This window comes from Cucumibacter marinus DSM 18995 (genome assembly GCF_000429865.1).
Classification (GTDB): domain Bacteria; phylum Pseudomonadota; class Alphaproteobacteria; order Rhizobiales; family Devosiaceae; genus Cucumibacter; species Cucumibacter marinus.
Window position 1 is genome coordinate 270,607 of sequence record NZ_AUCR01000001.1, and the last position, 24,428, is coordinate 295,034.

The following is a 24,428-nucleotide window of genomic DNA, read 5'->3' on the forward strand; positions in this document are numbered from 1 at the left end:
TTGCTCTCCTTACGCCATGCCGCCGTGCCAGCCCCAGCCCGTGAGCTGAAGGACGAAGGCAACAACGAAGATCATGACAATCGAGATAGGCAGGAAGACTTTCCAGCCGAGCCGCATGAGCTGGTCATAGCGGTAGCGGGGAACGAAGGCCTTGACCATGGCGAACATGAAAAACACCAGGCAGACCTTGAGAATGAACCAGACCGCGCCGGGCACCCAGTTGAGCGGCGGAATGTCGAGGGGCGGCAGCCATCCACCCATGAACAGGATCGTGGTGAGCGCGCACATCAGGACGATGGCGACATACTCGCCAAGCATGAACATCATGTAGGGGGTGGAGCCGTATTCGACCATGAAGCCGGCGACGAGCTCGGATTCCGCCTCCGGCAGGTCGAAAGGCGGCCGGTTGGTTTCCGCCAGGGCCGAGATGAAGAACACCACGAACATGGGGAACAGCGGCAGCCAGAACCAGTTGAGGAACGACGCCCAGGGAATGCCGAGCCAGTGGGCGAGCCCCATTTCCTGCTGCGCCTGAACGATATGGGTCAGGTTGAGCGAACCGACACACAGCAGCACGGTGATGATGACAAAGCCGATCGAGACTTCATAGCTCACCATCTGGGCCGCCGAGCGCAGAGCGCCGAGGAACGGGTATTTCGAGTTCGACGCCCAACCGCCCATGATGACGCCGTAAACGCCGAGCGAGGAAATCGCGAAGATATAGAGGATGCCGACATTGATGTCGGCCAGCGCCCAGCCTTCCGCGATCGGCACCACGGCCCAGGCGCTTAGCGCGAGCAGCACGGTGACGAGCGGGGCAAGCAGGAACACGGTTTTGTCGGCGCCGGCCGGGATCAGCGGCTCCTTGAAGACGAACTTCATCAGGTCGGCAAAACTCTGGAACAGACCAAACAGCCCGACCACGTTCGGCCCCTTGCGGATCTGGACGGCGGCCCAGATCTTGCGGTCGGCCAAAAGCACATAGGCGACGAACAGCAAGAGCGTCACCAGCAGAAGCAAGGCCTTGTAGACAAAGCCGATCTGCGTGCCGAGGCCGAGAAAGGGAATGCCGAGAAGGTAGTCGGCGGCAGTTGCGATGAATTCCATGGCCTTACTCCGCCGCCTGCTTCTGACCGAGGGCGAGTTGCGAACATTCGGCCATGACTGCCGAAGCGCGCGCGATGGGGTTGGTCAGGTAGAAATCGCCGACCGGGGAGATGAGCGCGGCGCCGGAGGGCTTGGCCTTGCCGGCGAGCTTTTCGATATCGGATGGATCGCCGATGGCGATCTCGTCCCAGCCCGACATATGCGGCACATCGTTGTGCAGCGCGGCGCGAAGCTGGGTCATGCTGTCGAAGCCGAGCGGCGAACCGAGTTGACCGGAAATAGCGCGGAAGATCGCCCAGCCTTCCTTGGCGTCACCCGGCGGGAACACGGCGCGGTTGGCGAGTTGAACCCGCCCCTCGGTGTTCACATAGGTGCCGTTCTGCTCGGTATAGGCGGCGGCAGGCAGGATGAGGTCTGCGCGGTGGGCGCCGGCATCGCCATGGCTGCCCACATAGATGACCTTCGCTTCGCCGAGAGCATTGACGTCGATCTCGTCAGCGCCCAGCAGGATGACCGTGTCGATGTCGCCCGCCTGGGCCCCTTCGATGATCGCAGCCGTGTCCTTGCCGTCCTTGCCCGGCACGAAGCCGATATCGAGGCCACCGACGCGGCTGGCCGCGTTGTGCAGCACCCCGAAGCCGTTCCAGCCGTCCTTGATGGCGCCGAGCTTCTTGGCGGCCTCGGCGGCGAGCTTGACGGTGGCGTCGGCGTCAGGACCGGTGAAAGCCCCCTCGCCCACCAGCACCAGCGGACGCTCGGCCTTGAAGGGCGGGTTGTCGATCGCCTTGGCGATGGCATCCGCACCAGTGCCGAGATGTTCGTAGTCGTAACGCAGGTCGCCGCCCTCGCCGATCACGGCAATGGGGAACGGGCCTTGGCGGAAGCGCTTGCGGATGCGGGCGTTGAGAACCGCCGCTTCCTTGCGCGGATTGGCGCCGATGATCAGCAGTGCGTCGGCATCCTCAATCCCGGCAATGGACGGGTTGAATATGTAGGACGCGCGGCCATTGGCGGGATCCATCACCGAACCAGCCGGACGGCAATCGAGGTTCGGCGACGCCATGGCACCCATCAAGACCTTGAGGGCATACATGTCTTCGACCGATGCCATATCGCCGGCGATCGCGGCGACCTTGTCGCCGGCCTTGCCCTTGAGCTCCTTGGCCACAGCGGCCAGAGCCTCGGTCCAGGAAACCGGCTGCAAGCGCTTGTTTTTCTTCACATAAGGCCGGTCGAGGCGCTGGGATTTGAGACCGTCCCAGATGAACCGGGTCTTGTCCGAGATCCACTCTTCGTTCACCGCCTCGTTGACGCGCGGCATGACGCGCATCACTTCGCGACCGCGGCTGTCGACGCGGATATTCGAGCCGACCGCGTCCATCACGTCGATGGTTTCGGTCTTGTTGAGCTCCCAGGGCCGCGCCTGGAACGCATAGGGCCGCGAGGTCAGCGCGCCGACCGGGCATAGGTCGATGACATTGCCCTGCAGCTCGCTCGACATGGCGCTTTCGAGATAGGTGGTGATCTCGGCGTCCTCGCCACGGCCGATGAGGCCGAGCTCGGAGATACCGGCCACTTCGGTGGTGAAGCGCACACAGCGGGTGCAGTGGATGCACCTTGTCATGATCGTCTTGACCAGCGGACCGATATACTTGTCTTCAACCGCGCGCTTGTTCTCGTGATAGCGCGAAGAATCCACGCCATAGGCCATGGCCTGGTCCTGCAAATCGCATTCCCCGCCCTGGTCGCAGATCGGGCAATCGAGCGGATGGTTGATCAGCAGGAATTCCATCACGCCTTCGCGGGCCTTCTTGACCATCGGCGTGTTGGTGAAGACCTCGGGCGGCTGCCCCTCGGGCCCAGGACGCAGGTCGCGTACGCCCATGGCGCAACTTGCCGCCGGCTTGGGCGGGCCGCCCTTCACCTCGACAAGGCACATGCGGCAATTGCCGGCGACCGAAAGGCGCTCGTGATAGCAAAAGCGCGGAATTTCAGCGCCCGCCGCCTCACACGCCTGCATCAGGGTGTAGTGATCGGGGACTTCGATTTCCTGTCCGTCGACTTTGATCAGGGTCATTTCGCCGCCCTATTCCGCCGCAACGGACGGCACCGCGCCGTCCGGGTTGGCGTTGTATGTGTATTCGTCGATCCGCTCTTCGATGACATCGCGGAAGTTGCGGATGAGGCCCTGGATCGGCCAGGCCGCCGCATCGCCGAGCGCACAGATGGTGTGGCCCTCGACCTGCTTGGTCACTTCGAACAGCATGTCGATCTCGCGCTTTCCGGCTTCGCCGCGGACCATGCGTTCCATCACCCGCATCATCCAGCCGGTGCCTTCACGGCACGGCGTACACTGGCCACAGCTCTCATGCTTGTAGAAAGCCGCAAGCCGCCAGATCGCCTTGATGATGTCGGTCGAATTGTCCATGACGATCACCGCCGCGGTGCCGAGCGAGGAGCCGACATCGCGCAGGCCGTCGAAATCCATCAGCGCGTCGGGCATGTTCTCGCCGCGCACGCAAGGCACAGATGAACCGCCGGGGATCACCGCCAGCAGATTGTCCCAGCCGCCGCGAATGCCACCGCAATGGCGGTCGATCAGTTCGCGGAAGGAGACGCCCATTTCTTCTTCGAAAGTCGCCGGCTGATTGACGTGGCCGGAAACGCAGAACAGCTTGGTGCCGGTGTTGTTCTCTCGGCCAAGGCCTGAGAACCAGGAGCTGCCGCGCTTGAGGATCTCCGGCACCACGGCAATCGATTCAACATTGTTGACCGTGGTCGGACAGCCATAAAGCCCCATGCCCGCGGGAAAAGGCGGCTTGAGGCGGGGCTGGCCCTTCTTGCCTTCAAGGCTTTCGAGGAGCGCAGTCTCTTCGCCGCAGATATAGGCGCCGGCACCATGGTGGACATAGATATCGAAGTCCCAGCCATGGACGTTGTTCTTGCCGATGAGGTTGGCGTCATAGGCCTGCTGGACAGCAGCCTCGAGACGCTCACGTTCGCGGATGAACTCGCCGCGCACATAGATATAGGCCGCATGTGCATCCATGCCGCGTCCCGCCAACAGGCAGCCCTCGACGAGGTGATGCGGGTCATGGCGCAGGATCTCGCGGTCCTTGCAGGTGCCCGGCTCGGATTCGTCGGCATTGACGACCAGGTAATGCGGACGGCCATCGTTCTGCTTGGGCATGAACGACCATTTGAGGCCGGTGGGGAACCCTGCCCCGCCGCGCCCGCGCAGTCCTGATGCCTTCACCTCGTCTGTCAGCCAGTCGCGGCCCTTGTCGATCAGGGCCTTGGTGCCCGACCAGGAGCCCCGCGCCTTGGCGCCTTCAAGGCCCCAGTCGCCCTGGCCATACAGATTGGTGAAGATGCGGTCCTTGTCACTCAGCATGTCACTCAGCCTTCTGCCGCGTCAGTTTGAAGCCCAGCCAGCCGGCAACGCCGATCGCGGCGCCGATTGCGGTGGCAAGCCAGTCCGGAATGCCCAGCGAAGCGGCGGTGTTGATCACCGAGATCACCAGGATGGCAACCACGACAGCCACCACGCCGATGATCAGATCAACGATGCCGAACTTGACCGGCTGTTTTTGTTCGTCCGCCATCAGCGCGGCTCCTTGCCGAAGCGCTTGCGGTATTCCTCGGCGCCGCCGGTTGCCAGTGCGTCAGCCTGTTCGAGCCAATTGTCGCGCTCGATGCGGCCCTTGAAATTCAGCCGTTCATCGACCTGGGCGATCTGCTCAGGCGTGAAATTGGCGATCTGGGCGTATTTGGTAATGCCGAGAGCATGCAGTTTGCCCTCGATGACCTTGCCGACGCCGGATATCAGCTTGAGATCGTCGGGGTCGCCTGCCGGACGGTCAAACAGGGCGTCCTTTTCGGCCTCGGCCTCCTTCTGGGAAACCTTGGCACTGTCATCAGGGCCCTCAACGGCCGGGGCCGATTCCTCGGTCACCTGGGCCTTCTTGCCCTTGGCGACCGGCTTGCCGCTGTCACCCTTGTTGGACTTTGGTGCCGATGCAGCCTTGTGATCGATATCCGTCAGCGTGGTCTGACCGCCTTCAGCAGCAGAGAAGACGCGGTCGATCTGCGGCCCGGGCTTGATTGTGTCGCCCTTGCCGGCGGCAAAGGCATCGATGATCTCTTCGAGCCGCTCGGGGGTCAGATCTTCATAAGTGTCGCGGCCGATCAGCACCATCGGGGCGTTGACGCAAGCGCCGAGGCACTCGACCTCTTCCCAGCTCATGGTGCCATCTTGGCTGGTCTTGAAGGGCTCGGCGTTGATCTTCTTCTGACAGACCGAACGCAGATCCTCGGCCCCGCGCAGCATGCACGGCGTGGTGCCACAAACCTGGATATGGCCGTTGGTGCCCACGGGCTTGAGCTGGAACTGGGTATAGAACGTCGCGACCTCGAGCACCCGGATATAGGGCATCGAAAGCCGGTCGGCGATGTGCTCGATGGCAGCCTTGGTCACCCAACCTTCCTGATCCTGTGCCCGCATCAGCATCGGGATCACCGCAGAGGCCTGGCGGCCTTCGGGGAAGTTGTTGACGAAGCCCTTGGCCCAATCCTCATTCTCTTTGGAGAAGGCAAAGGCTTGCGGTTGGACATGGTCCTCGGCGAGGCGGCGTACAGACATTAGCGATCAACCTCTCCGAACACGATATCGAGAGAGCCGAGAACTGCGGCGACGTCGGCCAGCATGTGCCCGCGGCACATGAAATCCATGGCCTGCAGATGGGCAAAGCCGGGCGCGCGCAGCTTGCAGCGATAGGGTTTATTGGTACCGTCGGAGACGACATAGACACCGAATTCGCCTTTCGGCGCCTCGACGCAGGCGTAAACCTCGCCTTCGGGAACCTTGTAGCCTTCGGTGTAGAGCTTGAAGTGGTGGATGAGGCCTTCCATCGACCGTTTCATCTCACCGCGTTTGGGCGGCACGATCTTTCCATCAGTCGCAGAGACCGGCGTGTTGCCCTTGTCCGAATTCAGCAGTTCGATGCACTGCTTCATGATCCGGACCGACTGGCGCATCTCTTCCATGCGAATGAGATAGCGGTCGTAGCAGTCGCCGTTCTTGCCGATCGGAATATCGAATTCGAGATCCGCATAGCATTCATAGGGCTGGGATTTGCGCAGGTCCCAGGCCGCGCCCGAACCACGCACCATGACGCCCGAGAAGCCCCAGGCCCAGGCCTCTTCCAGCGAGACCACGCCGATATCGACATTGCGCTGCTTGAAGATGCGGTTTTCGGTCAGAAGGCCTTCGATATCGTCACAGACCTTGAGGAACGGGTCGCAGAAGCCCTCGATATCGTCGATCAGGTCCTGCGGCAGATCCTGATGCACACCGCCCGGACGTACATAGGCCGCATGCATGCGCGAGCCCGAGGCGCGCTCATAGAAGACCATGAGCTTTTCGCGCTCTTCAAAACCCCAAAGCGGCGGGGTGAGTGCGCCAACATCCATGGCCTGGGTGGTGACGTTGAGAAGGTGCGACAGGATCCGACCGATTTCGGAATAAAGTACGCGGATCAATTGGCCGCGATACGGCACTTCGATACCCAGCAGCCGTTCGACGGCGAGCGCGAAGGCGTGCTCCTGGTTCATCGGCGCGACATAGTCGAGCCGGTCGAAATACGGCACCGCCTGCAAATAGGTCTTGTGCTCGATCAGCTTCTCGGTGCCGCGGTGAAGCAAGCCGATATGCGGATCGACGCGCTCGACGACTTCGCCATCGAGTTCCAGCACAAGACGCAACACGCCGTGGGCCGCCGGATGCTGCGGCCCGAAGTTGATGTTGAAGTTGCGGACTTCGGCTTCAGACATGAGATCGCTCCGCGATCTGGCCAGTAGCGAGTAGCGAATAGCGAATTGCGTTTTCCGCTGTCATTGCTTGTTCTCCAGGTTACGGATCAACGACCGCAACATCTTTCCGATCTCGTTACTCAATCCCAGCAGAGGCTGGGCGTTGGTATCAGTCATCAACTCAACTCGTCGAGACAGAATGATGTGTGTTTCCAGTTCCTTCAAAGAGCCTTGGGCGACCCGCAGAAAGTGCACAAACGAGTTTGTCGTCTGCCTGCCGTGCCCCTCAGCAATGTTGGCAGCGACTGACGCCGCGGCCCTGCGTATCTGGCTGGTTAGTCCGAATGCTTCTTCGCGCGGAAAACTGCGCGTCGTTTCATAGCATCGGACGGCCAGATCCATTGCGGCCTGCCATACTCTGAGATCTTTGTAGGATTCGATCGTCGTGCCGTTCTCCTTCCCTATTCCCTATTGGCTATTCACTATTCGCTGATGAGCCACCGTCGCTTCAACAGCCTCCATCATTCTGCCTTCTCGTCACCCGGCAGCACGTAATCCGTGCCTTCCCAGGGACTGAGATAATCAAATGAGCGGAATTCCTGCGCGAGCTTGACGGGCTCATAGACGACGCGCTGGCGCTCTTCGTCGTAACGGACTTCGACAAAGCCGGTCAGCGGAAAGTCCTTGCGCAGCGGATAGCCCTCGAAACCGTAATCGGTCAGAAGCCGCCGCAATTCAGGATGTCCGGTGAACAGGATACCGTACATGTCATAGGCTTCGCGTTCGAACCAGTCAGCACCCGGGAACACCGAGCAGATCGAGGGAACAGGCGTCGCCTCATCCGTCGTCACCTTCAGCCGGATGCGCGCATTCTGGGTCGGGCTCATGAAGTGATAGACCACTTCGAAGCGCTCCGGGCGCCCCGGATAGTCGACGCCACACACATCGACGATGTTGACGTAGCGGCACTGGCCGTCGTCGCGCAGAAACCGCACGACATCCACGATCGCCTCGCGCTTGACCGTAAGGGTCAACTCGCCAAAGGCGATCTGTCGGCCGATGACCGCATCATCCAGGCGCTGGGCGATGTAGTCGCCCTGTTCGATGAGAACCTCGTCCATCCCCGCCTCTCCTAGCGCTCGATCGTGCCGGTGCGGCGGATCTTCTTTTGCAGCAAAAGAACGCCGTAAAGCAGCGCTTCGGCTGTCGGGGGACAACCGGGCACATAGATATCGACCGGCACGACGCGGTCGCAGCCGCGCACTACCGAATAGGAATAATGATAATAGCCGCCGCCATTGGCACAGGAGCCCATGGAGATGACGTAGCGCGGCTCGGGCATCTGGTCGTAGACCTTGCGCAGCGCCGGGGCCATCTTGTTGGTGAGTGTCCCGGCGACGATCATCACGTCGGACTGACGCGGTGAAGCGCGCGGCGCAAAGCCGAAGCGTTCGGCGTCATAGCGCGGCATCGACATCTGCATCATCTCGACCGCGCAGCAGGCGAGACCGAAAGTCATCCACATCAGCGAGCCGGTGCGCGCCCAGTTGATCAGATCATCGGTCGCGGTGACGAGGAAGCCCTTGTCCGCCAGCTCATTGTTGATGTCGGTAAAGAACGGATCGTCGGCCCCGACCGGCTGGCCGGTGCGGGGGTCGAGCGCGCCGGTGGGGCGCGGGGTCACCAGAGTGCCTGTGTCGCTCAATCCCATTCGAGAGCTCCTTTGCGCCACTCATAGACGAAGCCGATGGTCAAAACGGCGAGGAAAATCATCATCGACCAGAAGCCGAACCAGCCGACATCCCGGAAAGCGACAGCCCACGGGAAGAGGAACGCCACTTCGAGGTCAAAAATGATGAAGAGGATGGCCACCAGGTAGAAGCGGACATCGAACTTCATGCGGGCATCGTCGAAAGCGTCGAAGCCGCACTCATAGGCGGAAACCTTTTCGGGGTCCGGGCGTTTGATGGCGATAATGAATGGCGCCACCAACAGCGCCAGACCGATGACACCCGACAGTCCGACAAAGATGACGATCGGGAGATAGTCGCTTAACAGCTCGGTCATGATGCCTCGCTCGAGGTTCTTGTGGCTTGAGGCAGCCTAGCATTTCCCCCGGCGGGGATGACACCGCCCCGGGCGCCTTTTTCGGGCTTGGGCTTAGCCCAGCCGATGGCCGGTTTCAAGGGGGTTGTCCGGCTCAAAACCCAGTTGCGCGGCTTTGCCCCGCCGCAGCGGTGTCACACCCCCGGTTTTCGGGGACACCCTTGCCCTCAATACAGGATTCGATGAGCCCGAAAACAAAAGGGCCCCGCGCGATGCGGGGCCCGAATTCGTCAGGTAAGACCGATTAATCAGACTCAGTCGATATACCAGTTGATGCCGCCCTTAACCTGCAAGCCCTGGAAACCGCCGTTATACCAGACGCCGTCGACTTGCTCGAAGAAGGACGCATTGTCCGAGAACTTGAACTCGGTACCAGCGCCTGCAGTCACGAAAGCCTGGTTTGAGCTGCCGGTGCCGATACCAGCAGCCACATAGGCGAGGAATTCGTCGAACACGACCATGCCGAGACGGCCCTGCCCCTGAACGACATATTCGCCCGGGCTCGGGAAATAGGTCCAGGACCCCTGCAGCCCGTAGACGACGTCGCCGCTCTGCACGTTGAAGCCGACCTGTTTGCCCACGCCGAAAGCGCTTTCAAGGAACGAAACGTGGCCGCCAAGATAGAGTCCGTCCCACTGCGCCACCGGCGCCGGTGTGTAAATCTGTGATTCGTAATAGGTCGCGTTCTGCGCCATTGCGGCGTCCGCCGCGAATGCCATTGTGGTGGCAGCGAGAGCCGCCGCGCCAAATTTCGCGATAGTTTTCATGCCCTTAGCCCTTCCCTAACGCACGTCTTACCAGACTATAGTGAGAATTCTACCCAAATGCATGTGGTAAGTCTGCCACAACAATTGCCGCGGCCCGACCATGGTAACCAAAAAGCCCCACCGCAAGGCAGGGCTTAATGAATGATTAGCGTTTTGGCAAACGTGATCAGTCGAGATTGTACGTGAAGCCGGTCGCGACACCTGCGATGACGGCACCATCGAACGGCGTAAACTGCACGTGAGTGCGCCAGGCCAGTTTTTCGTTCATCGCGACTTCCACGCCGCCGCCAAACGCGACATACGCTTCGTCCCAGGCATTGGTAAACCCGGCACTCAAAGACCCGTAGATGATCGAATTTTCTGTCAGCACGGTCCCGATACGTCCGGTAACCTGATAGGAAGCCAGAATGTCGTCGCCATCAGGAGCGAAGCCAACGAACTTCTCAATCCCGTAAATGGTGGACCCATCCTGCCAGTTGTAGCCGAGGGCCGCGCCAAACCCACCGAAGCCATAAATCCCGCCGTCGTAGATCTCCATGGCGGCAACCGCAAACTTGCCGACATAGAACCCGCTCCAATCGTGGGCCGGCATGGGCGAATACATGCTGTATTCGTCTGCCTGCGCGATTTGCGCGCCGCCGGCGATCATCGTTGACGCCAAAGCCGCCGCTGCAATCGTCCTGAGTTTCATGATGTCGTCCCCTTCATAAGTGATGTCGGAATTGTGGCGGGGAATCGGACTGCGGACAATGCGTAGGCACTTCCACAAATAAACAATTGGTTAAAAGCGTGACCATTTCGCAACGGTTTTGACTATGGGAACGTTTTCATTGCAAAGAGCCTGCATGTGCACCACTTGATTTCCGGGCCTCTCGCAACGACCAAGCATCAGTCTGGTTGGGCAGAATCGCCAAGGAGGTCATCCGCGCGGTCACAAAAAAAGCCCCGCCGAAGCGGGGCCCTGTCGTGTGGGATCTTCGCGTTTGCCTAGTTGGCGTGCCACAGGAAGCCGGCTGTCACGCGCGTCTCGGAGATCGAACTGCCAAGTTCGCCGAGCCCCTGGGCCTCGAGGCGAATCGACATGTTGTCGCTCGCCGCGAACTGGATGCCACCGCCAACACCGTAATAGGTGTCACTGTTGAGATAGCCGAGCGACCCGACACCATAGATCTGAGCGTCGTTGCTGATCAGCACGCCAAGCCGGCCATCCACTTCGCCGAAGATCACATAGTCGGAGAAGTCGGTGAGAAAGCCCAGATTGCCTTCAAGTCCGGCCAGCACGTTGTCGCCCAACATGAAGTTGGTGCCGACGACACCGTTGAACTGAAAGGAATCGTCGAGCCAGATGCCCTTCTCGAAACCGTAATACATGCCTTCCCACACAAAGCCGGGGTCTTCAAAAACCACCGTGTTTGTCGACATAATCGGTTTGTAGGCATCTGCCGCCATCGCCGTGCCCGTCAGCGCCAGGGCGCCAAGGACCGCGGCGGATGCGCCGGTCATCAGTTTCTTCATTTCAAATCATCCTCTTGGTGCTCCGCGGCACTGCGTGCCGCATGAATTTCCGCAACTGAGGCCGGTTTAAGCCCGCCCTCTGAGCCCCAAAACACAATAGGTGATTTGACCATTTGTCTCAATGCACGCCCCGCACCAATCGATGGGTGCCAGGCTATGCCAAAAACAAAAGGCCCCGCCGAAGCGGGGCCTTTCAAAATCTGTTGTCCGAATGGACTTACTTCATGTGGACGTTGAGGCCCACATTGAAGATATTCGCACCGGTGTCGCGGTACTTGTACTCGGCGCCCACGGAAATCATGTCGGTAACCATGAATTCAGCACCCGCACCGAACGTCCAGTAGTTGGTGGTGCCACCCCAGTTCACCTGACCAAGACCGGCAACGCCGTAGATCAGAGCCTGGCCGGCGTCGAAACCGAAGCGAACGTCGCCTTCAATCGCGCTCGTGCCACCCGAGAGGTTCGGATAGTACGCGAAGCTGCCTTCCAGACCGAAGACAAAGTCGCCGGCGTCGAAGTTGTAGCCGACGCGTGCGCCGCCACCGAAGTCCCCGCCAGCCCAATCGTTGTAGCTGCCGAACACGCCAGCATAGAAGCCTTCCCAGTCACCCGACGGCTGTTCATACACAACCGGGTCAACCGGGGTGTAGAGGTCAGCAGCCATGGCGGTGGTGGTCAGCGCGGTGGTCGCGAATACAGCGGCAGCAAATTTAGTAGCAATGCCCATAATAGGTCCCTTTCCCAATTTCGTCTGGGTACGCATTGTTTCCCATGACCCCTTAACGGATGCAACGCCAAACGTGGTGAATCAGGCATAGACGTGCCCGGATCACGTCGAAATTGCGCCAATTCCGTACCGATGTTGCAATATGGTCACGTCACTCACAGGGGTGTGAACGGGGCCAGGCCGCGCCGGACCGATTTCACGGTTACTTCATTCCTAAGATTGAGTCGTTTGCGGGTGTTCCGGTAACTATCCGGTAACCCTGACCCGTCTGGATTATGCCTGCTATTTCAACCGGAAGGCGGAATCGAAAACAGGCCGCAGCGGAACCGCGGCCTGATTCATTTCGTTTCTTGCGGGCGAGTCGCCCCGCCCGGCTAGCCTAGAAGTGCCAGATGGCGCCCATGGTCACCTGGTGCTGGTCCTGGCCACCGCTCAGCTCGTTGCCATACAGATACTGGCCGCGGAAGGAGAGGTCTTCGGAGAATTTGACCTCCATACCGCCACCGAGAAGCCCGAAGCTTTCCGAGGTGCCCGAGAGGTTCACGCCGTAACCCCCTGCCCCGTAAACCAGCACATCGTCGGTGACGAGCGCACCGGCGCGGCCCAGGACCTGGCCCTGGGTTTCCCAGTTGTTGGTGCCGCTGTCGCGCAGGCCCTGGATGTTCATTTCCGCACCGAGCACGAGATAGTCGAGTTCGGCATTGAAGCCGGCCACCAGGCCGCCACCGAACAGATTGTCCGGCGAAGTGAAGATCCCGGTGCCGAGCACACCGGCATAGAAGCCGTCCCAATTGCTCACCGGCTCGTTATAGACCGGCGCGGGAGCGGGGTCGGGTGTGGAATAGAGATCGGCCGCACTCGCGGCGCCGGCAGAGGCCACGAGGGCGAAGCCAGCCAGAAGAGCAGTTTTGGTCAGACGCATAATCAACTCCTGTTGTGTCTTCGGAGCGGTGCGGTGCAGCCCCTCCGTTTCGGCTTCTCGCTTGACGCTGCGGCGCGGGAGGCGGGCCGGCGGCGTCGGTCTGGGCGAGTAACCTGTGTGCTGGAAGATGGTTCCCAATCGGACCGGTTTCTGGTCGATGCGATGGCAAAAATAAGGAGGTTGGTGAGTGCTGCAAACAGATCACAGACCAATTTTTCTACATTAAAAATCAATGACTTGTCTCAATATCGATGATGAAGCGGCAATACTCACCCTGTGTGCCGCCGCATTGCCGCCATGAGCGTTATTGCAGTGTTGCAACGGTTGTCGTTTTGGGACGCCGCTGGATGGAACTCATCGGCTTCGCGCTCAACCAATTGATCCCGAATCCGGCGTTCGGCTTCACATCGAAGAAACAGCCTTGAAACAGATGGCCTGGCGGGAGTGACGGGACTCGCACCGCGACCTCTGGCGTATCCAGCCCGCCGGCGCGAGGCAAAAGCAGCCCGCCGGCGCGAGGCAGAAACCTGTCGCGCCGGTAACGGCGGCAAACTGAAAGCTTTAAAGGGGAGAGTGGCGGGAGTGACGGGACTCGAACCCGCGACCTCTGGCGCGGCCAGCCCGCCGGCGTGAGGCAAAAAAACCTGTCACGCTGATGCCAGCGGCAAACTCGGAGATTTGAAGGAATGGTGGCGGGAGTGACGGGACTCGAACCCGCGACCTCTGGCGTGACAGGCCAGCGCTCTAACCAACTGAGCTACACCCCCTCCGGTGCGCGTCGCCGCGCTGAAGGTTGCGCTGGTTTACTGGCGAGACTCGGCCAAGTCAAGCGCGGTTGTGCACCTTTTTTCGCTGCTTCACAGCACGGTCCAAATTGCCGCAGCCGGGCCGGTGGCCGAACGGCCTCCAGCCCGTGTCCGGAAGCTCGGCTTGCCACTCGCCTCGCGCCGGTTTTCCGGCTAGGATCAAGGACCTAAGCGGCAGGAGATGCTCCGATGAAACTTGATACTCTGGTGCTCGCAGTGATCGCGATATTCGCCGTCCTGTGGGTTGTGACAGCGGTGACCGGACTGTTGACCGCGGTGCCCTATGGCTGGCTCGGTCTCATCCCGATCGCTCTGGTGGTCGGGCTGGTCGTCACGGTGATCTATCAGCGGGTCACCAACAAGGAAGACAACTACTACACAAAGAACGTGGATAAATGAGACAGGGCATCATCATCACCTCTACCGAGACCGTTCCGGGTCAGGAAATCGCCGGTGTCATCGGCATTGCGCGCGGCAACACGATCCGGGCTCGCCATGTCGGCACGGATATCGTGGCCGGCCTCAGAAACCTGGTGGGCGGCGAAGTCTCCGAATACACCAAGCTCATGGCGGAGGCACGCGAACAGGCGACCGATCGCATGCGCGAAGACGCAGCTTCAATGGGAGCGGATGCTGTTGTCTGTGTGCGGTTCTCGACCTCGATGATTGCCCAGGGCGCCGCCGAGATCCTCGCCTATGGCACCGCGGTCAAGCTGCGATAGCAAGTACCCGCCAATTTGACGCCGTAAGAACACGGCCCCCACGGCCTATTCCTGGCTCTCATCCTGAGCTTGCCGAAGGAATGAAAAAACGGTCAGGCGCCGCCCTCCCCGGTCATCACCCGGTTCATCCGGGTGATCCACCAGTGTTTGAACGATGGACCACCCGTTCAAGTCAGGTGGTGACGACGGCGCGTGTGCCATCACCAACTCGTCGCCGAGTCCCGCAGCCATTCGAGCATAGCTCTCACGGCCTCCTCACCTCAAAACGATCCACTGGATCGTTTTGTCGCTTCGCGAACTGATCGGAATGGTGGGCGGTGAGAGACTCGAACTCCCGACATCCTCGGTGTAAACGAGGCGCTCTACCAACTGAGCTAACCGCCCTCTGGCCGGGTTCCCTGTGGGGCGGACCAGCGAGGGCCCGAGCCGATGCAATCGCGTCGGGCGGACCGGCGATCTGATTAGGGGTTTGCCCCTCTCGCGTCAACTCGGTTTGGCGACTGTTTTGGTCTTCCGCTTGCCGCACCTGCCAAATGCCCAAAAAATAAGGCCCCGGCGAATGCCGGAGCCTTGAAATGCCTTGCAGAGGCGCCGTGATTAGTTGACGGCGTCCTTGAGCTGCTTGCCCGGCTTGAATTTCGGCACATTGCTGGCCGGAATGTCGATTTCGGCACCGGTGGCAGGGTTGCGGCCCTTGGTGGCCTTGCGGTGAGAAACCGCGAAAGTGCCAAAACCAACCAGGCGAACATCGCCGCCGTCCTTCAGGGTGCCGGTGATCGAATCGAACACCGCATCGACCGCATCGGCCGCCTGTGCTTTGGTCACACCCGCCTTGTCGGCGACAGCGGCGATCAGATCGTTCTTGTTCATTTTACCAACCTCATCTTTCAGGCCCGACCGCTATGAATCGGGCTTATGGGTCCGCACACTTCGTTGATTCTGGCCGGAAAGCAAGGATTTCCGGCGGTTTTGCCCGCTAATCAAAACAAAAAAGGCGCCGCAATTTGCGGCGCCCCGATCTTGTGTCAACGGCGTTGCCGAATTAGTGAGCAACGACGGATTCGGCCTCGTCACGATCAGCCGTCACAGCGGCGGAAGCAGCGGCATCCTGTTCGGGATCCCACTCGATCGGCTCCGGCATGCTGACCAAGGCATGGGGAAGCACTTCTTCCATGCGCGAGACCGGCACGATCTCGAGACCTTCCTTGACGGTATCCGGTATCTCACTGAGATCACGGACGTTTTCCTCGGGGATCAGCACCTTCTTGATGCCGCCACGCAGGGCAGCCAGAAGCTTCTCCTTGAGACCGCCAATCGGCAGCACCCGGCCACGCAGGGTGATTTCGCCGGTCATGGCCACGTCGTGACGCACCGGAATTCCGGTCATGATCGACACCATGGCCGTGGCCATGGCGATACCGGCGGACGGGCCATCCTTCGGGGTTGCCCCTTCCGGCACGTGTACGTGAATGTCCGTATTGTCGAACACCGGCGGCTTGATTCCGAAATCGGTGGCCCGTGCGCGCACATAGGTGGCGGCGGCGGAAATCGATTCCTTCATCACATCCTTGAGGTTACCGGTCACGGTGCGGCGGCCCTTGCCCGGGGTCTTGATGCCTTCAATGGTCAGCAATTCGCCGCCCACCGAAGTCCAGGCCAGGCCGGTGACCACACCGATCTGCGGGTCGGCCTCGATCTCACCATAGCGGAAGCGCGGCGGACCGAGATATTTCTCGACCAGTTCCTCATCCAGATCGACCTTTTTGAGGTCGTTCATCATGATGTCCTTGACCGACTTGCGCATCAGGTTTGCGAGTTCACGCTTGAGGTTACGCACGCCCGCTTCACGCGTGTAGCGCCGGATCAGCAAAAGCAACGATTCGTCGGGCAGCACGAATTCCTTGTCGGTCAGCCCGTGTTCCTTGAGCTGCTCGGGAATGATATGCCGGCGGGCGATCTCGCGCTTTTCGTCCTCGGTGTACCCCGACAGCCGAATGATCTCCATGCGGTCCATCAGCGGACCGGGGATGTTGAGTGTGTTCGCGGTCGTCACGAACATCACATCCGAGAGGTCATAGTCGACTTCAAGATAATGGTCCGAGAAGGTCGAGTTCTGTTCGGGATCGAGCACCTCGAGCAGCGCCGAAGACGGGTCGCCACGGAAATCCATGCCCATCTTGTCGATCTCGTCGAGCAGGAAGAGCGGGTTGGACTTGCCGGCCTTGCGCATGGACTGCACGACCTTGCCCGGCATGGAGCCGATATAGGTGCGGCGGTGACCACGGATCTCGGCCTCGTCGCGCACGCCACCAAGGGACATGCGGATGAACTCACGACCGGTCGCCTTGGCAATCGATTTGCCCAGCGAAGTCTTGCCGACGCCCGGAGGGCCAACAAGGCACAGGATCGGGCCCTTCAGCTTGCCGGTGCGGGACTGGACCGCGAGATACTCGACGATGCGTTCCTTGACCTTTTCAAGCCCGTAATGCTCGGAATCGAGCACTTCCTGGGCGTAACCGAGGTCCTTCTTGACCTTTGAGCGCTTTTTCCAGGGCAGGCCCAGCAGCCAGTCGAGATAGTTGCGAACCACGGTCGCCTCGGCCGACATCGGGCTCATCTGCTTGAGCTTCTTGAGCTCCGCATTGGCCTTTTCCTTGGCTTCCTTGGAGAGCTTGGTCTTTTCGATCCGCTCCTCGAGTTCGCGCAATTCGTCCGCGCCCTCGTCGCCATCGCCGAGTTCGCGCTGAATCGCCTTCATCTGCTCGTTGAGATAGTACTCGCGCTGGGTCTTCTCCATCTGCCGCTTGACGCGTGTGCGGATGCGCTTTTCGACCTGCAAAACACCGATCTCGCCTTCCATCAGCGCCAGAACCTTTTCCAGCCGCTCGGTGACCGAGAGAATGGCAAGGACTTCCTGGCGTTCCTGGATCTTGACGGCCAGGTGCGAGGCGATGGTGTCGGCGAGCTTGGAGTGATCCTCGATCTGGCTGACCGCGGAGACAACCTCGGGCGAAACCTTCTTGTTGAGCTTCACATAGTTTTCGAACTCGGCGATCGCCGAACGCGCGAGGGCTTCGGCCTCGATCTCGTCGTGATCGGCTTCCTCGAGCACATTGGCGTTGGCTTCGAGATAATCGTCAGTCCGGGTGAATTCTTTGATATGGGCGCGGCTCATGCCCTCGACGAGGATCTTTACCGTGCCGTCGGGGAGCTTGAGGAGCTGCAGGATCGAGGCGACGGTGCCGACCTCATAGAGATCGTCCGGCCCCGGATCGTCGTCCTGAGCGTTTTTCTGCGTCAGAAACAGGACATTCTTATCGTCCCGCATCACTTCTTCCAGCGCCTTCACCGACTTCTCGCGCCCCACAAAGAGCGGCACGATCATCGAGGGGAACACAACAATGTCCCTCAGCGGCAGGACCGGATAGGTCCCCTCACCGCTCGGCGGCGCTGCAGTCTTGGTCTCTTCTGACATGGTCAGGCCTTTCTTGTCGTCAGCAGCCGGGCCCCCTCATCGGGCGACGAGGCCGCTGCACACGCCGCCCCTTTTGGGCACGGCGCACTGCTTACCGTTCAGTAGATAGGATTCTATGGCTTGAAGACAAGCGCGCTAAGGTCACGGGAGGGTGATATCCCGCATCAGATTCCAGCAGCGCCCGATCTTGTTGACTGAGAGACGAAAAGGCCCGCCGAAGCGGGCCCTTGAACCGTTGGGATGAAAGGTCAGGCGCCTTCGCTGACTTCTTCCTGCCGGTCGGCATAAATGTAGAGCGGATGGGCGTCGCCGCCTTCGACCACTTCCTGTGAAATCACGACTTCCTGCACCCCTTCGAGAGACGGCAGGTCGTACATGGTATCGAGCAGGATCGCTTCCATGATCGAGCGCAGGCCGCGGGCGCCGGTCTTGCGTTCGATCGCCTGGCGGGCGATGGCGCGCAGGGCGTCCTCATGGAAGGTCAGTTCGACGTCTTCCATGTTGAACAGGCGCTGATACTGGCGCACGAGGGCGTTCTTCGGCTCGGTCAGGATCTGCACCAGCGCGGCCTCGTCGAGATCCTCGAGCGTGGCCAGAACCGGCAGACGGCCGATGAATTCCGGGATCAGGCCATATTTGACCAGATCTTCGGGTTCGACCTGGGCGAAGAGTTCGCCAACACGCTGCTCGCGCGGGTCCTTGACCTCGGCGCCAAAGCCGATCGAGGTGGTTTCGCCGCGGGCGGAGATGATCTTTTCAAGCCCTGCAAAGGCACCACCGCAGATGAACAGGATGTTGGTGGTGTCCACCTGCAGGAATTCCTGCTGCGGGTGCTTGCGGCCACCCTGGGGCGGAACGGAGGCCACCGTGCCTTCCATGATCTTCAACAGGGCCTGCTGCACGCCCTCGCCCGACACGTCGCGGGTGATCGAGGGGTTGTCAGCCTTGCGCGAGATCTTGTCGACCTCGTCGATATAGACGATGCCGCGCTGCGCCTTTTCGACATTGTAGTCGGCGGACTGCAGCAGCTTCAAAATGATGTTCTCGACGTCCTCGCCCACATAACCGGCTTCGGTCAGGGTGGTGGCGTCGGCCATGGTGAAGGGCACATCGATGATGCGCGCCAGGGTCTGTGCCAGCAGCGTCTTGCCGCAACCGGTCGGGCCGATCAGCAGGATGTTCGACTTCGAAAGCTCGACTTCCTGGTTCTTGGCCGCATGGTTGAGGCGCTTGTAGTGGTTGTGGACCGCAACCGAGAGAACGCGCTTCGCACGCCCCTGCCCGATCACATAGTCGTCGAGCACATGGCAGATCTCGGCCGGGGTAGGAACACCGTCCGACGACTTCACGGTCGAGGACTTGCTCTCCTCACGGATGATATCCATGCACAGTTCGACGCACTCATCGCAGATGAATACGGTCGGACCGGCGATCAGCTTACGCACCTCATGCTGGGATTTGCCGCAGAATGAGCAGTAAAGCGTGTTCTTTGCGGATTCGCCGTTTCCGGTCTCTTTCGTCATTCATGGACTCCTAGGGGTCGCGTGCCCGGCAGGGATATCACGCAACGGTAGCGCGCACACTTAAACAAACTGTAATCCTCGGCCGACCATAGCGGCCCGGATTAGGCGGCGCAATTCCGCGCGCCGCCGCGTGTTCCGGATCGTTAATACCAACAATTGTGGCCATCACCCGGCAAACCGCCAGTCAATTACGCACTATCGCCGGTGGCCTGGGCGCGTTTCTCATAAATGTGGTCGATCAGGCCGAAATCCTTCGCATCTTCAACGGACATGAAGTTGTCCCGTTCCAACGCGTTCTCGATGGTTTCGTAGTCCTGACCGGTGTGGTGGACATAAATCTCGTTCAATCGACGCTTCAATCGCTCTGTGTATTGGGCGTGGATAAGAATGTCGGTGGCCTGCCCCTGATACCCGCCAGAGGGCTGGTGCACCATGATCGAGGCGTTCGGCAGCGCCCCGCGCATGCCCTTTTCGCCTGCGGTCAGCAACAGCGAGCCGGCTGAAGAGGCCTGCCCCACGCAAAGGGTGGCCACGGCCGGCTTGATGAACTGCATGGTGTCGTACATCGCAAGACCGGAGGTGACAACACCGCCGGGCGAGTTGATGTACATGGCGATTTCCTTCTTGGGGTTGTCGGCCTCAAGAAACAGGAGCTGCGCCACCACCAGCGAGGCAACATTGTCCTCGATCGGGCCGGTGACGAAAATGATGCGCTCCTTGAGCAGGCGCGAATAAATGTCGAAGGCCCGCTCGCCGCGGTTGGTCTGTTCGACCACCATCGGCACCAGGGTATTCATGTAGAGATCAACAGGATCTTTCATCGCGGTATCCTTGGAATGGCCGCCAGCGGCAGGCCGGACGGATGGGTGTCGTCAGTCCTTGGCGCCAGGTGCATCAGGGCGCTTCTGGTATATTTCGTCGATCAGGCCGAAATCCTTGGCGTCTTCGACCGACATGAAGTTGTCGCGCTCGAGCGCGTTTTCGATGGTCTCGTAATCCTGCCCAGTGTGGTGGACATAGATCTCGTTCAGCCGGCGCTTCAGCTTCTCGGTGTACTGGGCGTGGATCAGGATATCGGTGGCCTGGCCCTGATAGCCGCCGGAGGGCTGGTGCACCATGATCGAGGCATTCGGCAGCGCACCGCGCATGCCCTTTTCACCGCCGGCGAGCAGCAGCGATCCCATGGAGGCAGCCTGCCCCACGCACAGGGTGGCGATGGCGGGTTTGATGAACTGCATGGTGTCGTACATCGACAGGCCGGCCGTCACGACGCCGCCGGGCGAGTTGATGTACATGGCGATTTCCTTCTTCGGGTTCTCCGCTTCGAGAAACAGAAGCTGTGCCACAACGAGCGAGGCCGTGTAGTCCTCGATCGGGCCGGTCACGAAGATGATGCGCTCCTTGAGGAGGCGGGAATAGATGTCGAATGCCCGTTCGCCACGGTTGGTTTGCTCGATCACCGTCGGAACGAGCGTGTTCATATACAGGTCTACGGGATCTTTCATTTCGCCGTCCTTTTGGGGAATCGATTCGCGGGTCAGCCGATCTGAGACGATGCGGCCTTAAAGAGGGGTAAAGTCAAGATAGGTACGCCCCGCCCCGGCTTCAACAGGCGGTGCAGCAGAAGGTGAATGAGGCATGCGTAGCGCTCATTCCGGCGGGTTGAAGCCCTTCGACCAGAGCTCGAGATTGTCGAGAACAAGGGTCAGTGACCGCCCTGCCGGGGTCAGGGAATAATAGACGCCGCGCGGAAAGGCGGGTGTCGGACGGCGCGCCACGAGCCCCCTTCTCTCGAGCCCGTCAGACGCTCGGCCAGCACCTTTGGCGTGATCCCGGACAATCGGGCCGCCAGTTCCGCCGAACAAATCCGCCGGCAACCGGGCGGAAACTGGCTTGACGTGATCGACCACGCGACGGGCGCCAGCGCACCGGCCCTTGATCCGCTCGCTATCACACCTTGAAATCCCATCAAACTAATACTATTAGTTTATCCGTTGCATCGGTTATTGGAGACGCAGTCGGATGGACGGAACAATCGAGCGGACACAAAACGGCATCGCTTACGAGACAGTCGGGACGGGCGACCGGGTTGTCGTGGCGCTGCCGGGCATCGGAGACACCCGCTCAAGTTATCGGCGCCTTGCCCCTCTGCTCGCGAAGGCGGGATGCAGGGTCTACGCGATGGACCTCAGGGGGCATGGCGATTCCGCGACCGGGTTTGAGAGCTATACGAGCGAAGACATCGGGGATGACGTCGTTGCGTTCCTCAACGAGAAGAATCTCGATGATGTCACGGTCGTCGGCAATTCGATTGGTGCGGCTTCCGCGGTTCATGCCGCGTTCCACTCACCGCGGGTCGGACGAATTGTGTCGCTTTGCGGTTTTGTCAGCGATCCGCCGAAATTTGCCCTGATCCGTCCGATGCTCGGTCTGATGTTTGCACAGCCCTGGGGTCAGGCAGCGTGGAGCCGGTACCGCAAGACGCTGTTCGCCACGTCCCCGGCGGATATGGCGCAAAACCAGGCCGAAATCGCGCAGAATTTTCGCGAACCGGCTCGGCTGCGCGCCCTTCGCACGATGATGTGCGCTTCAAAATCCGGCATTGCGGCACGGCTCGGTGAGGTCAAGGTGCCGGCCCTGATCGCAATGGGCGAGAAGGATCCGGATTTTAAAGACCCCCAGGCGGAGGCGCAGCGTCAGGCCGGGCTGCTGGGTGGCCAGAATTCGGTGGTGATGATCCCGGCCGCCGGCCACTATCCGCAGATCGAACAACCCGAAGCCACCGCCGCGGCCATAGATAACTTCATTGGGAAGGCCATCGGTCGTGGGGCGTAGACACGGGCCGTCTTTGAGTGTCGGCGATGTCGTTGCGGCTGCGGTCCGAGTGGTTGAGACCGAGGGGCCGGACGCCCTCGGGATTTCTCGGGTCGCAGCAGAACTGAAGATCAAACCGGCCTCAATGTATAATCATGTTGCGTCTGGTGAGGCGCTGGCGCGGCTCGTGGCGCTCGAAGCCAACCGCCAGTTTCTGACGGCATTACAGGCCAGACTTGAGGGTGTCACGGCCCCCCGCGACCAGCTCATCGCCATCGCCTATCAAGTCCGGGACTGGGCCAATGAGAACGACAGTCTCTATGTGCACATGGCCCGGGTCGAACCCGACCACGCCGACCTGGATGCCGCCGAGATTCTCTCGGGGATATTGGCGGCGCTGAGCGCGCCTCTTGGCGCGCTGGGTGTTGCAGAGGGCGATCGTGTCCATGCCATGCGCACGCTGCGATCCGCCTTGCATGGGTTTGTGCTGCTCGAGACCAGTGGGCAATTCCAGTTGGGGGTGAATACCGGAGACAGTTTCGAATGGCTCGTGGACCGGCTGATCGCAGGCGTCACCGGCGAACAGAGCAGCCAAAACGCCCCGGCCTGAGAGCGGGCAGCGTCAGCTCAACGCGCGTCTATCTGCGCCCATGCGGCCGGCAGGCAGTCGGGCAGGTCCTCGGCGATGAGGCCCGGTCGGCCAAACACCTGGGCCGCTGCGCCGTGCAGCCAGGCCGCAGCGCAGGCCGCTTCCCAGGCGTCCATGCCTTGCGACAGCAACCCGCCAATGATCCCGGCGAGTACGTCGCCAGCCCCGGCCGTTGCAAGACTTGGCGGGGCGTTGGCGTTGATCGCCGCTCGCCCGTCAGGCGATGCGATGACCGTATCCGCCCCCTTGAGCAGCACGACGCAGCCGGTTTGCGCCGCCGCTTCGCGCGCCCGGCTGAGGCGGTCGCCCGAGATATCCGGAAACAGCCGCGCAAACTCGCCGTCATGCGGGGTCAGGACCGTGCCGGATTTGCGGTTCATCAACCGTGCCAGCGCGGCGTCGGGATCATCAGCAAGATTGGTGATCGCATCAGCGTCCAGCACGAGCGCAGCGTCCAGTCCGAGCGTGGTTTGGGTCAGGGCGCGCGCCTTGCGGTCCAGCCCCAAAGCGGGGCCCAGAACCAGCGTGTTGTGCCGTTTGTCGGCGAAGAAGCCCCGCAACGCCTCGGCGTCATCGACGATAGAGAGCATGACCGCCGTGACATGGGCGGCATGAACCCGCAGTGCATCCTCACTCCCGATCAGGGTCACAAGCCCTGCCCCGGCGCGAAGCGCTGCGCGTGCGGCGAGCCGCGTCGCGCCGGTCTTGAGTGGCCCGCCAGACAATATGGCGGCATGCCCGGCCGCATATTTGTGGCCTTCAGCCTCGCGGCGCGGCAGGGTCCACAGCGCTGGCCCGTTCTCAAATGTCCTGGGCCCAATCGCATCCACCGCCTCGCCCGGAATGCCGATATCGCCCAATTGAAGGACGCCGCAATTGTGCCGCCCGGGGTAGAGCAGATGCCCGGGCTTCTTCCTGAAAAACGTTACTGTCAGATCGGCATTGACAGCTGTGCCCCGGATCAGCCCCGTGGCCCCGTCGATGCCGGTGGGCACGTCGATGCCGACAACCGGCGCTTTTGCTGTGTTGATCCGCTCGACAAGCGCCGCAAGGTCACCGGTGATATCGCGGTCGAGCCCTGCTCCGAGCAGAGCATCGATAATGAGGTCGGCATCGTCGAATGAAAGCGCTCTGGCGTCTTCGATATCACCGCGCCAGCGCTCCGCCATCGCAGCCGCGTCGCCCTTGAGCTTATCCGCCGAACCGAACAGCCCCAGCCGCACCGACCAGCCGAGTTCGCGCAGCATGGCGGCGACGGCAAACCCGTCACCTCCATTATTGCCCGGCCCGCACAGGATGATCACCCGCTGACGCGGAAAGTGCGCCATGACCGCGTCGACGACCGCCGCACCGGCGTTTTCCATCAGGGTCATGGACGGCACGCCGTTCTCGACCGCGTAGGCATCTGCGCGGCCCATTTCTTCGGGCGTTAAAAGCTCAAGGAAAGGCATAGGCTTACGTCGCATTGGGTTCGATGGAATAGA

26 protein-coding genes and 2 tRNA genes are annotated in these 24,428 nt (G+C 60.9%); 4 read left to right on the plus strand and 24 right to left on the minus strand.

Annotated features, from left to right (window positions below; genetic code table 11):
* Nucleotides 1-9: 9 nt before the first annotated feature.
* From nuoH to G489_RS0101520, 16 genes are all read right to left on the minus strand, one after another.
* On the minus strand, nt 10-1,107 hold the full coding sequence (gene nuoH / locus G489_RS0101440; RefSeq protein WP_081691335.1) for an NADH-quinone oxidoreductase subunit NuoH: 1,098 nt from the start codon (nt 1,105-1,107) through the stop codon (nt 10-12).
* 4 nt (nt 1,108-1,111) lie between these two features.
* Nucleotides 1,112-3,184, minus strand: coding sequence for an NADH-quinone oxidoreductase subunit NuoG (nuoG, locus tag G489_RS0101445; RefSeq protein WP_029040015.1), 2,073 nt, complete (start codon nt 3,182-3,184; stop codon nt 1,112-1,114).
* Nucleotides 3,185-3,193: 9 nt separating this feature from the next.
* Nucleotides 3,194-4,501, minus strand: coding sequence for an NADH-quinone oxidoreductase subunit NuoF (nuoF, locus tag G489_RS0101450; protein ID WP_029040016.1), 1,308 nt, complete (start codon nt 4,499-4,501; stop codon nt 3,194-3,196).
* Between the two features lies 1 nt (nt 4,502).
* The gene (locus tag G489_RS0101455; protein WP_029040017.1) at nt 4,503-4,712 is read right to left on the minus strand and encodes a hypothetical protein; all 210 of its coding nucleotides are present in this window, start codon (nt 4,710-4,712) and stop codon (nt 4,503-4,505) included.
* Entirely contained in the window at nt 4,712-5,749 is a 1,038-nt protein-coding gene (gene nuoE, locus G489_RS0101460; protein WP_029040018.1) for an NADH-quinone oxidoreductase subunit NuoE, read from the minus strand. The genes G489_RS0101455 and nuoE overlap by 1 nt, the downstream gene beginning before the upstream one ends.
* Nucleotides 5,749-6,939, minus strand: a complete 1,191-nt coding sequence (locus G489_RS0101465) for an NADH-quinone oxidoreductase subunit D (protein WP_029040019.1) — start codon at nt 6,937-6,939, stop codon at nt 5,749-5,751. Before G489_RS0101465 ends, nuoE begins: the two co-directional genes overlap by 1 nt.
* A 60-nt stretch (nt 6,940-6,999) precedes the next feature.
* A complete protein-coding gene (locus G489_RS0101470) occupies nt 7,000-7,359 on the minus strand; it encodes a four helix bundle protein (protein WP_281173292.1) in 360 nt (119 codons plus the stop codon).
* Nucleotides 7,360-7,439: 80 nt separating this feature from the next.
* The gene (locus tag G489_RS0101475) at nt 7,440-8,039 is read right to left on the minus strand and encodes an NADH-quinone oxidoreductase subunit C (protein ID WP_029040021.1); all 600 of its coding nucleotides are present in this window, start codon (nt 8,037-8,039) and stop codon (nt 7,440-7,442) included.
* An 11-nt stretch (nt 8,040-8,050) separates the two neighbouring features.
* Nucleotides 8,051-8,629: a NuoB/complex I 20 kDa subunit family protein gene (locus G489_RS0101480; RefSeq protein ID WP_029040022.1), complete on the minus strand. Its 579-nt coding sequence runs from the start codon at nt 8,627-8,629 to the stop codon at nt 8,051-8,053.
* Complete coding sequence (locus tag G489_RS0101485; protein WP_029040023.1) at nt 8,620-8,985, minus strand: NADH-quinone oxidoreductase subunit A; 366 nt, start codon at nt 8,983-8,985, stop codon at nt 8,620-8,622. The genes G489_RS0101480 and G489_RS0101485 overlap by 10 nt, the downstream gene beginning before the upstream one ends.
* A gap of 293 nt (nt 8,986-9,278) precedes the next feature.
* Nucleotides 9,279-9,791, minus strand: a complete 513-nt coding sequence (locus G489_RS0101495) for an outer membrane protein (protein ID WP_029040024.1) — start codon at nt 9,789-9,791, stop codon at nt 9,279-9,281.
* Between the two features lie 166 nt (nt 9,792-9,957).
* Entirely contained in the window at nt 9,958-10,482 is a 525-nt protein-coding gene (locus G489_RS21515; RefSeq protein WP_155889276.1) for a hypothetical protein, read from the minus strand.
* A 296-nt stretch (nt 10,483-10,778) separates the two neighbouring features.
* A complete protein-coding gene (locus tag G489_RS0101505) occupies nt 10,779-11,306 on the minus strand; it encodes an outer membrane protein (protein WP_029040026.1) in 528 nt (175 codons plus the stop codon).
* A 217-nt stretch (nt 11,307-11,523) separates the two neighbouring features.
* Nucleotides 11,524-12,033: an outer membrane protein gene (locus G489_RS0101510; RefSeq protein WP_029040027.1), complete on the minus strand. Its 510-nt coding sequence runs from the start codon at nt 12,031-12,033 to the stop codon at nt 11,524-11,526.
* Nucleotides 12,034-12,412: 379 nt separating this feature from the next.
* Nucleotides 12,413-12,955 (minus strand): outer membrane protein, encoded by a 543-nt coding sequence (locus G489_RS21520; protein WP_051332192.1) that lies wholly within the window; start codon nt 12,953-12,955, stop codon nt 12,413-12,415.
* Nucleotides 12,956-13,645: 690 nt separating this feature from the next.
* Nucleotides 13,646-13,722 (minus strand) — tRNA-Asp (locus G489_RS0101520).
* Between the two features lie 228 nt (nt 13,723-13,950).
* Here G489_RS0101520 and G489_RS0101530 point away from each other — a divergent pair.
* Nucleotides 13,951-14,160 carry a hypothetical protein gene (locus G489_RS0101530; RefSeq protein WP_029040029.1) on the plus strand — a complete coding sequence of 70 codons (210 nt, stop codon included), beginning with the start codon at nt 13,951-13,953 and terminating at the stop codon, nt 14,158-14,160.
* Entirely contained in the window at nt 14,157-14,483 is a 327-nt protein-coding gene (locus G489_RS0101535; protein ID WP_029040030.1) for a YbjQ family protein, read from the plus strand. The genes G489_RS0101530 and G489_RS0101535 overlap by 4 nt, the downstream gene beginning before the upstream one ends.
* A 308-nt stretch (nt 14,484-14,791) precedes the next feature.
* Here G489_RS0101535 and G489_RS0101545 read toward each other — a convergent pair.
* The 7 genes from G489_RS0101545 to G489_RS22885 all read right to left on the minus strand — a co-directional run bounded on the left by G489_RS0101545 (nt 14,792) and on the right by G489_RS22885 (nt 21,391).
* Nucleotides 14,792-14,867 (minus strand) — tRNA-Val (locus G489_RS0101545).
* A 213-nt stretch (nt 14,868-15,080) separates the two neighbouring features.
* The gene (locus G489_RS0101550; protein WP_029040032.1) at nt 15,081-15,353 is read right to left on the minus strand and encodes an HU family DNA-binding protein; all 273 of its coding nucleotides are present in this window, start codon (nt 15,351-15,353) and stop codon (nt 15,081-15,083) included.
* A gap of 172 nt (nt 15,354-15,525) precedes the next feature.
* Nucleotides 15,526-17,958 (minus strand): endopeptidase La, encoded by a 2,433-nt coding sequence (gene lon, locus G489_RS0101555; RefSeq protein WP_029040033.1) that lies wholly within the window; start codon nt 17,956-17,958, stop codon nt 15,526-15,528.
* A gap of 248 nt (nt 17,959-18,206) precedes the next feature.
* Nucleotides 18,207-19,481, minus strand: a complete 1,275-nt coding sequence (gene clpX / locus G489_RS0101560; RefSeq protein ID WP_029040034.1) for an ATP-dependent Clp protease ATP-binding subunit ClpX — start codon at nt 19,479-19,481, stop codon at nt 18,207-18,209.
* 188 nt (nt 19,482-19,669) lie between these two features.
* The gene (locus tag G489_RS0101565) at nt 19,670-20,302 is read right to left on the minus strand and encodes an ATP-dependent Clp protease proteolytic subunit (protein WP_029040035.1); all 633 of its coding nucleotides are present in this window, start codon (nt 20,300-20,302) and stop codon (nt 19,670-19,672) included.
* Nucleotides 20,303-20,353: 51 nt separating this feature from the next.
* The gene (locus G489_RS0101570; protein WP_029040036.1) at nt 20,354-20,986 is read right to left on the minus strand and encodes an ATP-dependent Clp protease proteolytic subunit; all 633 of its coding nucleotides are present in this window, start codon (nt 20,984-20,986) and stop codon (nt 20,354-20,356) included.
* 144 nt (nt 20,987-21,130) lie between these two features.
* Entirely contained in the window at nt 21,131-21,391 is a 261-nt protein-coding gene (locus G489_RS22885; protein ID WP_035871144.1) for a winged helix-turn-helix transcriptional regulator, read from the minus strand.
* 112 nt (nt 21,392-21,503) lie between these two features.
* On the opposite strand from G489_RS22885, the gene G489_RS0101580 reads away from it, so the two are divergent.
* Together G489_RS0101580 and G489_RS21525 are read left to right on the plus strand one after the other, a co-directional pair.
* On the plus strand, nt 21,504-22,316 hold the full coding sequence (locus tag G489_RS0101580) for an alpha/beta fold hydrolase (protein ID WP_029040037.1): 813 nt from the start codon (nt 21,504-21,506) through the stop codon (nt 22,314-22,316).
* Nucleotides 22,317-22,440: 124 nt separating this feature from the next.
* Nucleotides 22,441-22,905 carry a TetR-like C-terminal domain-containing protein gene (locus tag G489_RS21525; RefSeq protein ID WP_245578788.1) on the plus strand — a complete coding sequence of 155 codons (465 nt, stop codon included), beginning with the start codon at nt 22,441-22,443 and terminating at the stop codon, nt 22,903-22,905.
* Nucleotides 22,906-22,922: 17 nt separating this feature from the next.
* Here the strand turns inward: G489_RS21525 and G489_RS0101590 are convergent, their stop codons facing one another.
* On the minus strand, nt 22,923-24,410 hold the full coding sequence (locus tag G489_RS0101590) for an NAD(P)H-hydrate dehydratase (protein WP_245578789.1): 1,488 nt from the start codon (nt 24,408-24,410) through the stop codon (nt 22,923-22,925).
* Nucleotides 24,411-24,428 lie beyond the last annotated feature (18 nt).

What these genes read in the sequence shown, in the direction of transcription:
- nuoG (WP_029040015.1), bottom strand. Translation starts at nt 3,184, where the DNA reads ATGACCCTGATCAAAGTCGACGGACAGGAAATCGAAGTCCCCGATCAC.
- G489_RS0101570 (WP_029040036.1), bottom strand. Translation starts at nt 20,986, where the DNA reads ATGAAAGATCCCGTAGACCTGTATATGAACACGCTCGTTCCGACGGTG.
- G489_RS21520 (WP_051332192.1), bottom strand. Translation starts at nt 12,955, where the DNA reads ATGCGTCTGACCAAAACTGCTCTTCTGGCTGGCTTCGCCCTCGTGGCC.
- G489_RS0101565 (WP_029040035.1), bottom strand. Translation starts at nt 20,302, where the DNA reads ATGAAAGATCCTGTTGATCTCTACATGAATACCCTGGTGCCGATGGTG.
- clpX (WP_029040034.1), bottom strand. Translation starts at nt 19,481, where the DNA reads ATGACGAAAGAGACCGGAAACGGCGAATCCGCAAAGAACACGCTTTAC.
- G489_RS0101505 (WP_029040026.1), bottom strand. Translation starts at nt 11,306, where the DNA reads ATGAAGAAACTGATGACCGGCGCATCCGCCGCGGTCCTTGGCGCCCTG.
- G489_RS0101590 (WP_245578789.1), bottom strand. Translation starts at nt 24,410, where the DNA reads ATGCGACGTAAGCCTATGCCTTTCCTTGAGCTTTTAACGCCCGAAGAA.
- nuoH (WP_081691335.1), bottom strand. Translation starts at nt 1,107, where the DNA reads ATGGAATTCATCGCAACTGCCGCCGACTACCTTCTCGGCATTCCCTTT.
- G489_RS0101530 (WP_029040029.1), top strand. Translation starts at nt 13,951, where the DNA reads ATGAAACTTGATACTCTGGTGCTCGCAGTGATCGCGATATTCGCCGTC.
- nuoF (WP_029040016.1), bottom strand. Translation starts at nt 4,501, where the DNA reads ATGCTGAGTGACAAGGACCGCATCTTCACCAATCTGTATGGCCAGGGC.
- nuoE (WP_029040018.1), bottom strand. Translation starts at nt 5,749, where the DNA reads ATGTCTGTACGCCGCCTCGCCGAGGACCATGTCCAACCGCAAGCCTTT.
- G489_RS0101455 (WP_029040017.1), bottom strand. Translation starts at nt 4,712, where the DNA reads ATGGCGGACGAACAAAAACAGCCGGTCAAGTTCGGCATCGTTGATCTG.
- G489_RS0101580 (WP_029040037.1), top strand. Translation starts at nt 21,504, where the DNA reads ATGGACGGAACAATCGAGCGGACACAAAACGGCATCGCTTACGAGACA.
- G489_RS0101550 (WP_029040032.1), bottom strand. Translation starts at nt 15,353, where the DNA reads ATGAACAAGAACGATCTGATCGCCGCTGTCGCCGACAAGGCGGGTGTG.
- G489_RS21525 (WP_245578788.1), top strand. Translation starts at nt 22,441, where the DNA reads ATGTATAATCATGTTGCGTCTGGTGAGGCGCTGGCGCGGCTCGTGGCG.
- G489_RS0101495 (WP_029040024.1), bottom strand. Translation starts at nt 9,791, where the DNA reads ATGAAAACTATCGCGAAATTTGGCGCGGCGGCTCTCGCTGCCACCACA.
- G489_RS0101480 (WP_029040022.1), bottom strand. Translation starts at nt 8,629, where the DNA reads ATGGGATTGAGCGACACAGGCACTCTGGTGACCCCGCGCCCCACCGGC.
- lon (WP_029040033.1), bottom strand. Translation starts at nt 17,958, where the DNA reads ATGTCAGAAGAGACCAAGACTGCAGCGCCGCCGAGCGGTGAGGGGACC.
- G489_RS0101510 (WP_029040027.1), bottom strand. Translation starts at nt 12,033, where the DNA reads ATGGGCATTGCTACTAAATTTGCTGCCGCTGTATTCGCGACCACCGCG.
- G489_RS0101535 (WP_029040030.1), top strand. Translation starts at nt 14,157, where the DNA reads ATGAGACAGGGCATCATCATCACCTCTACCGAGACCGTTCCGGGTCAG.
- G489_RS0101485 (WP_029040023.1), bottom strand. Translation starts at nt 8,985, where the DNA reads ATGACCGAGCTGTTAAGCGACTATCTCCCGATCGTCATCTTTGTCGGA.
- G489_RS0101475 (WP_029040021.1), bottom strand. Translation starts at nt 8,039, where the DNA reads ATGGACGAGGTTCTCATCGAACAGGGCGACTACATCGCCCAGCGCCTG.
- G489_RS0101465 (WP_029040019.1), bottom strand. Translation starts at nt 6,939, where the DNA reads ATGTCTGAAGCCGAAGTCCGCAACTTCAACATCAACTTCGGGCCGCAG.
- G489_RS21515 (WP_155889276.1), bottom strand. Translation starts at nt 10,482, where the DNA reads ATGAAACTCAGGACGATTGCAGCGGCGGCTTTGGCGTCAACGATGATC.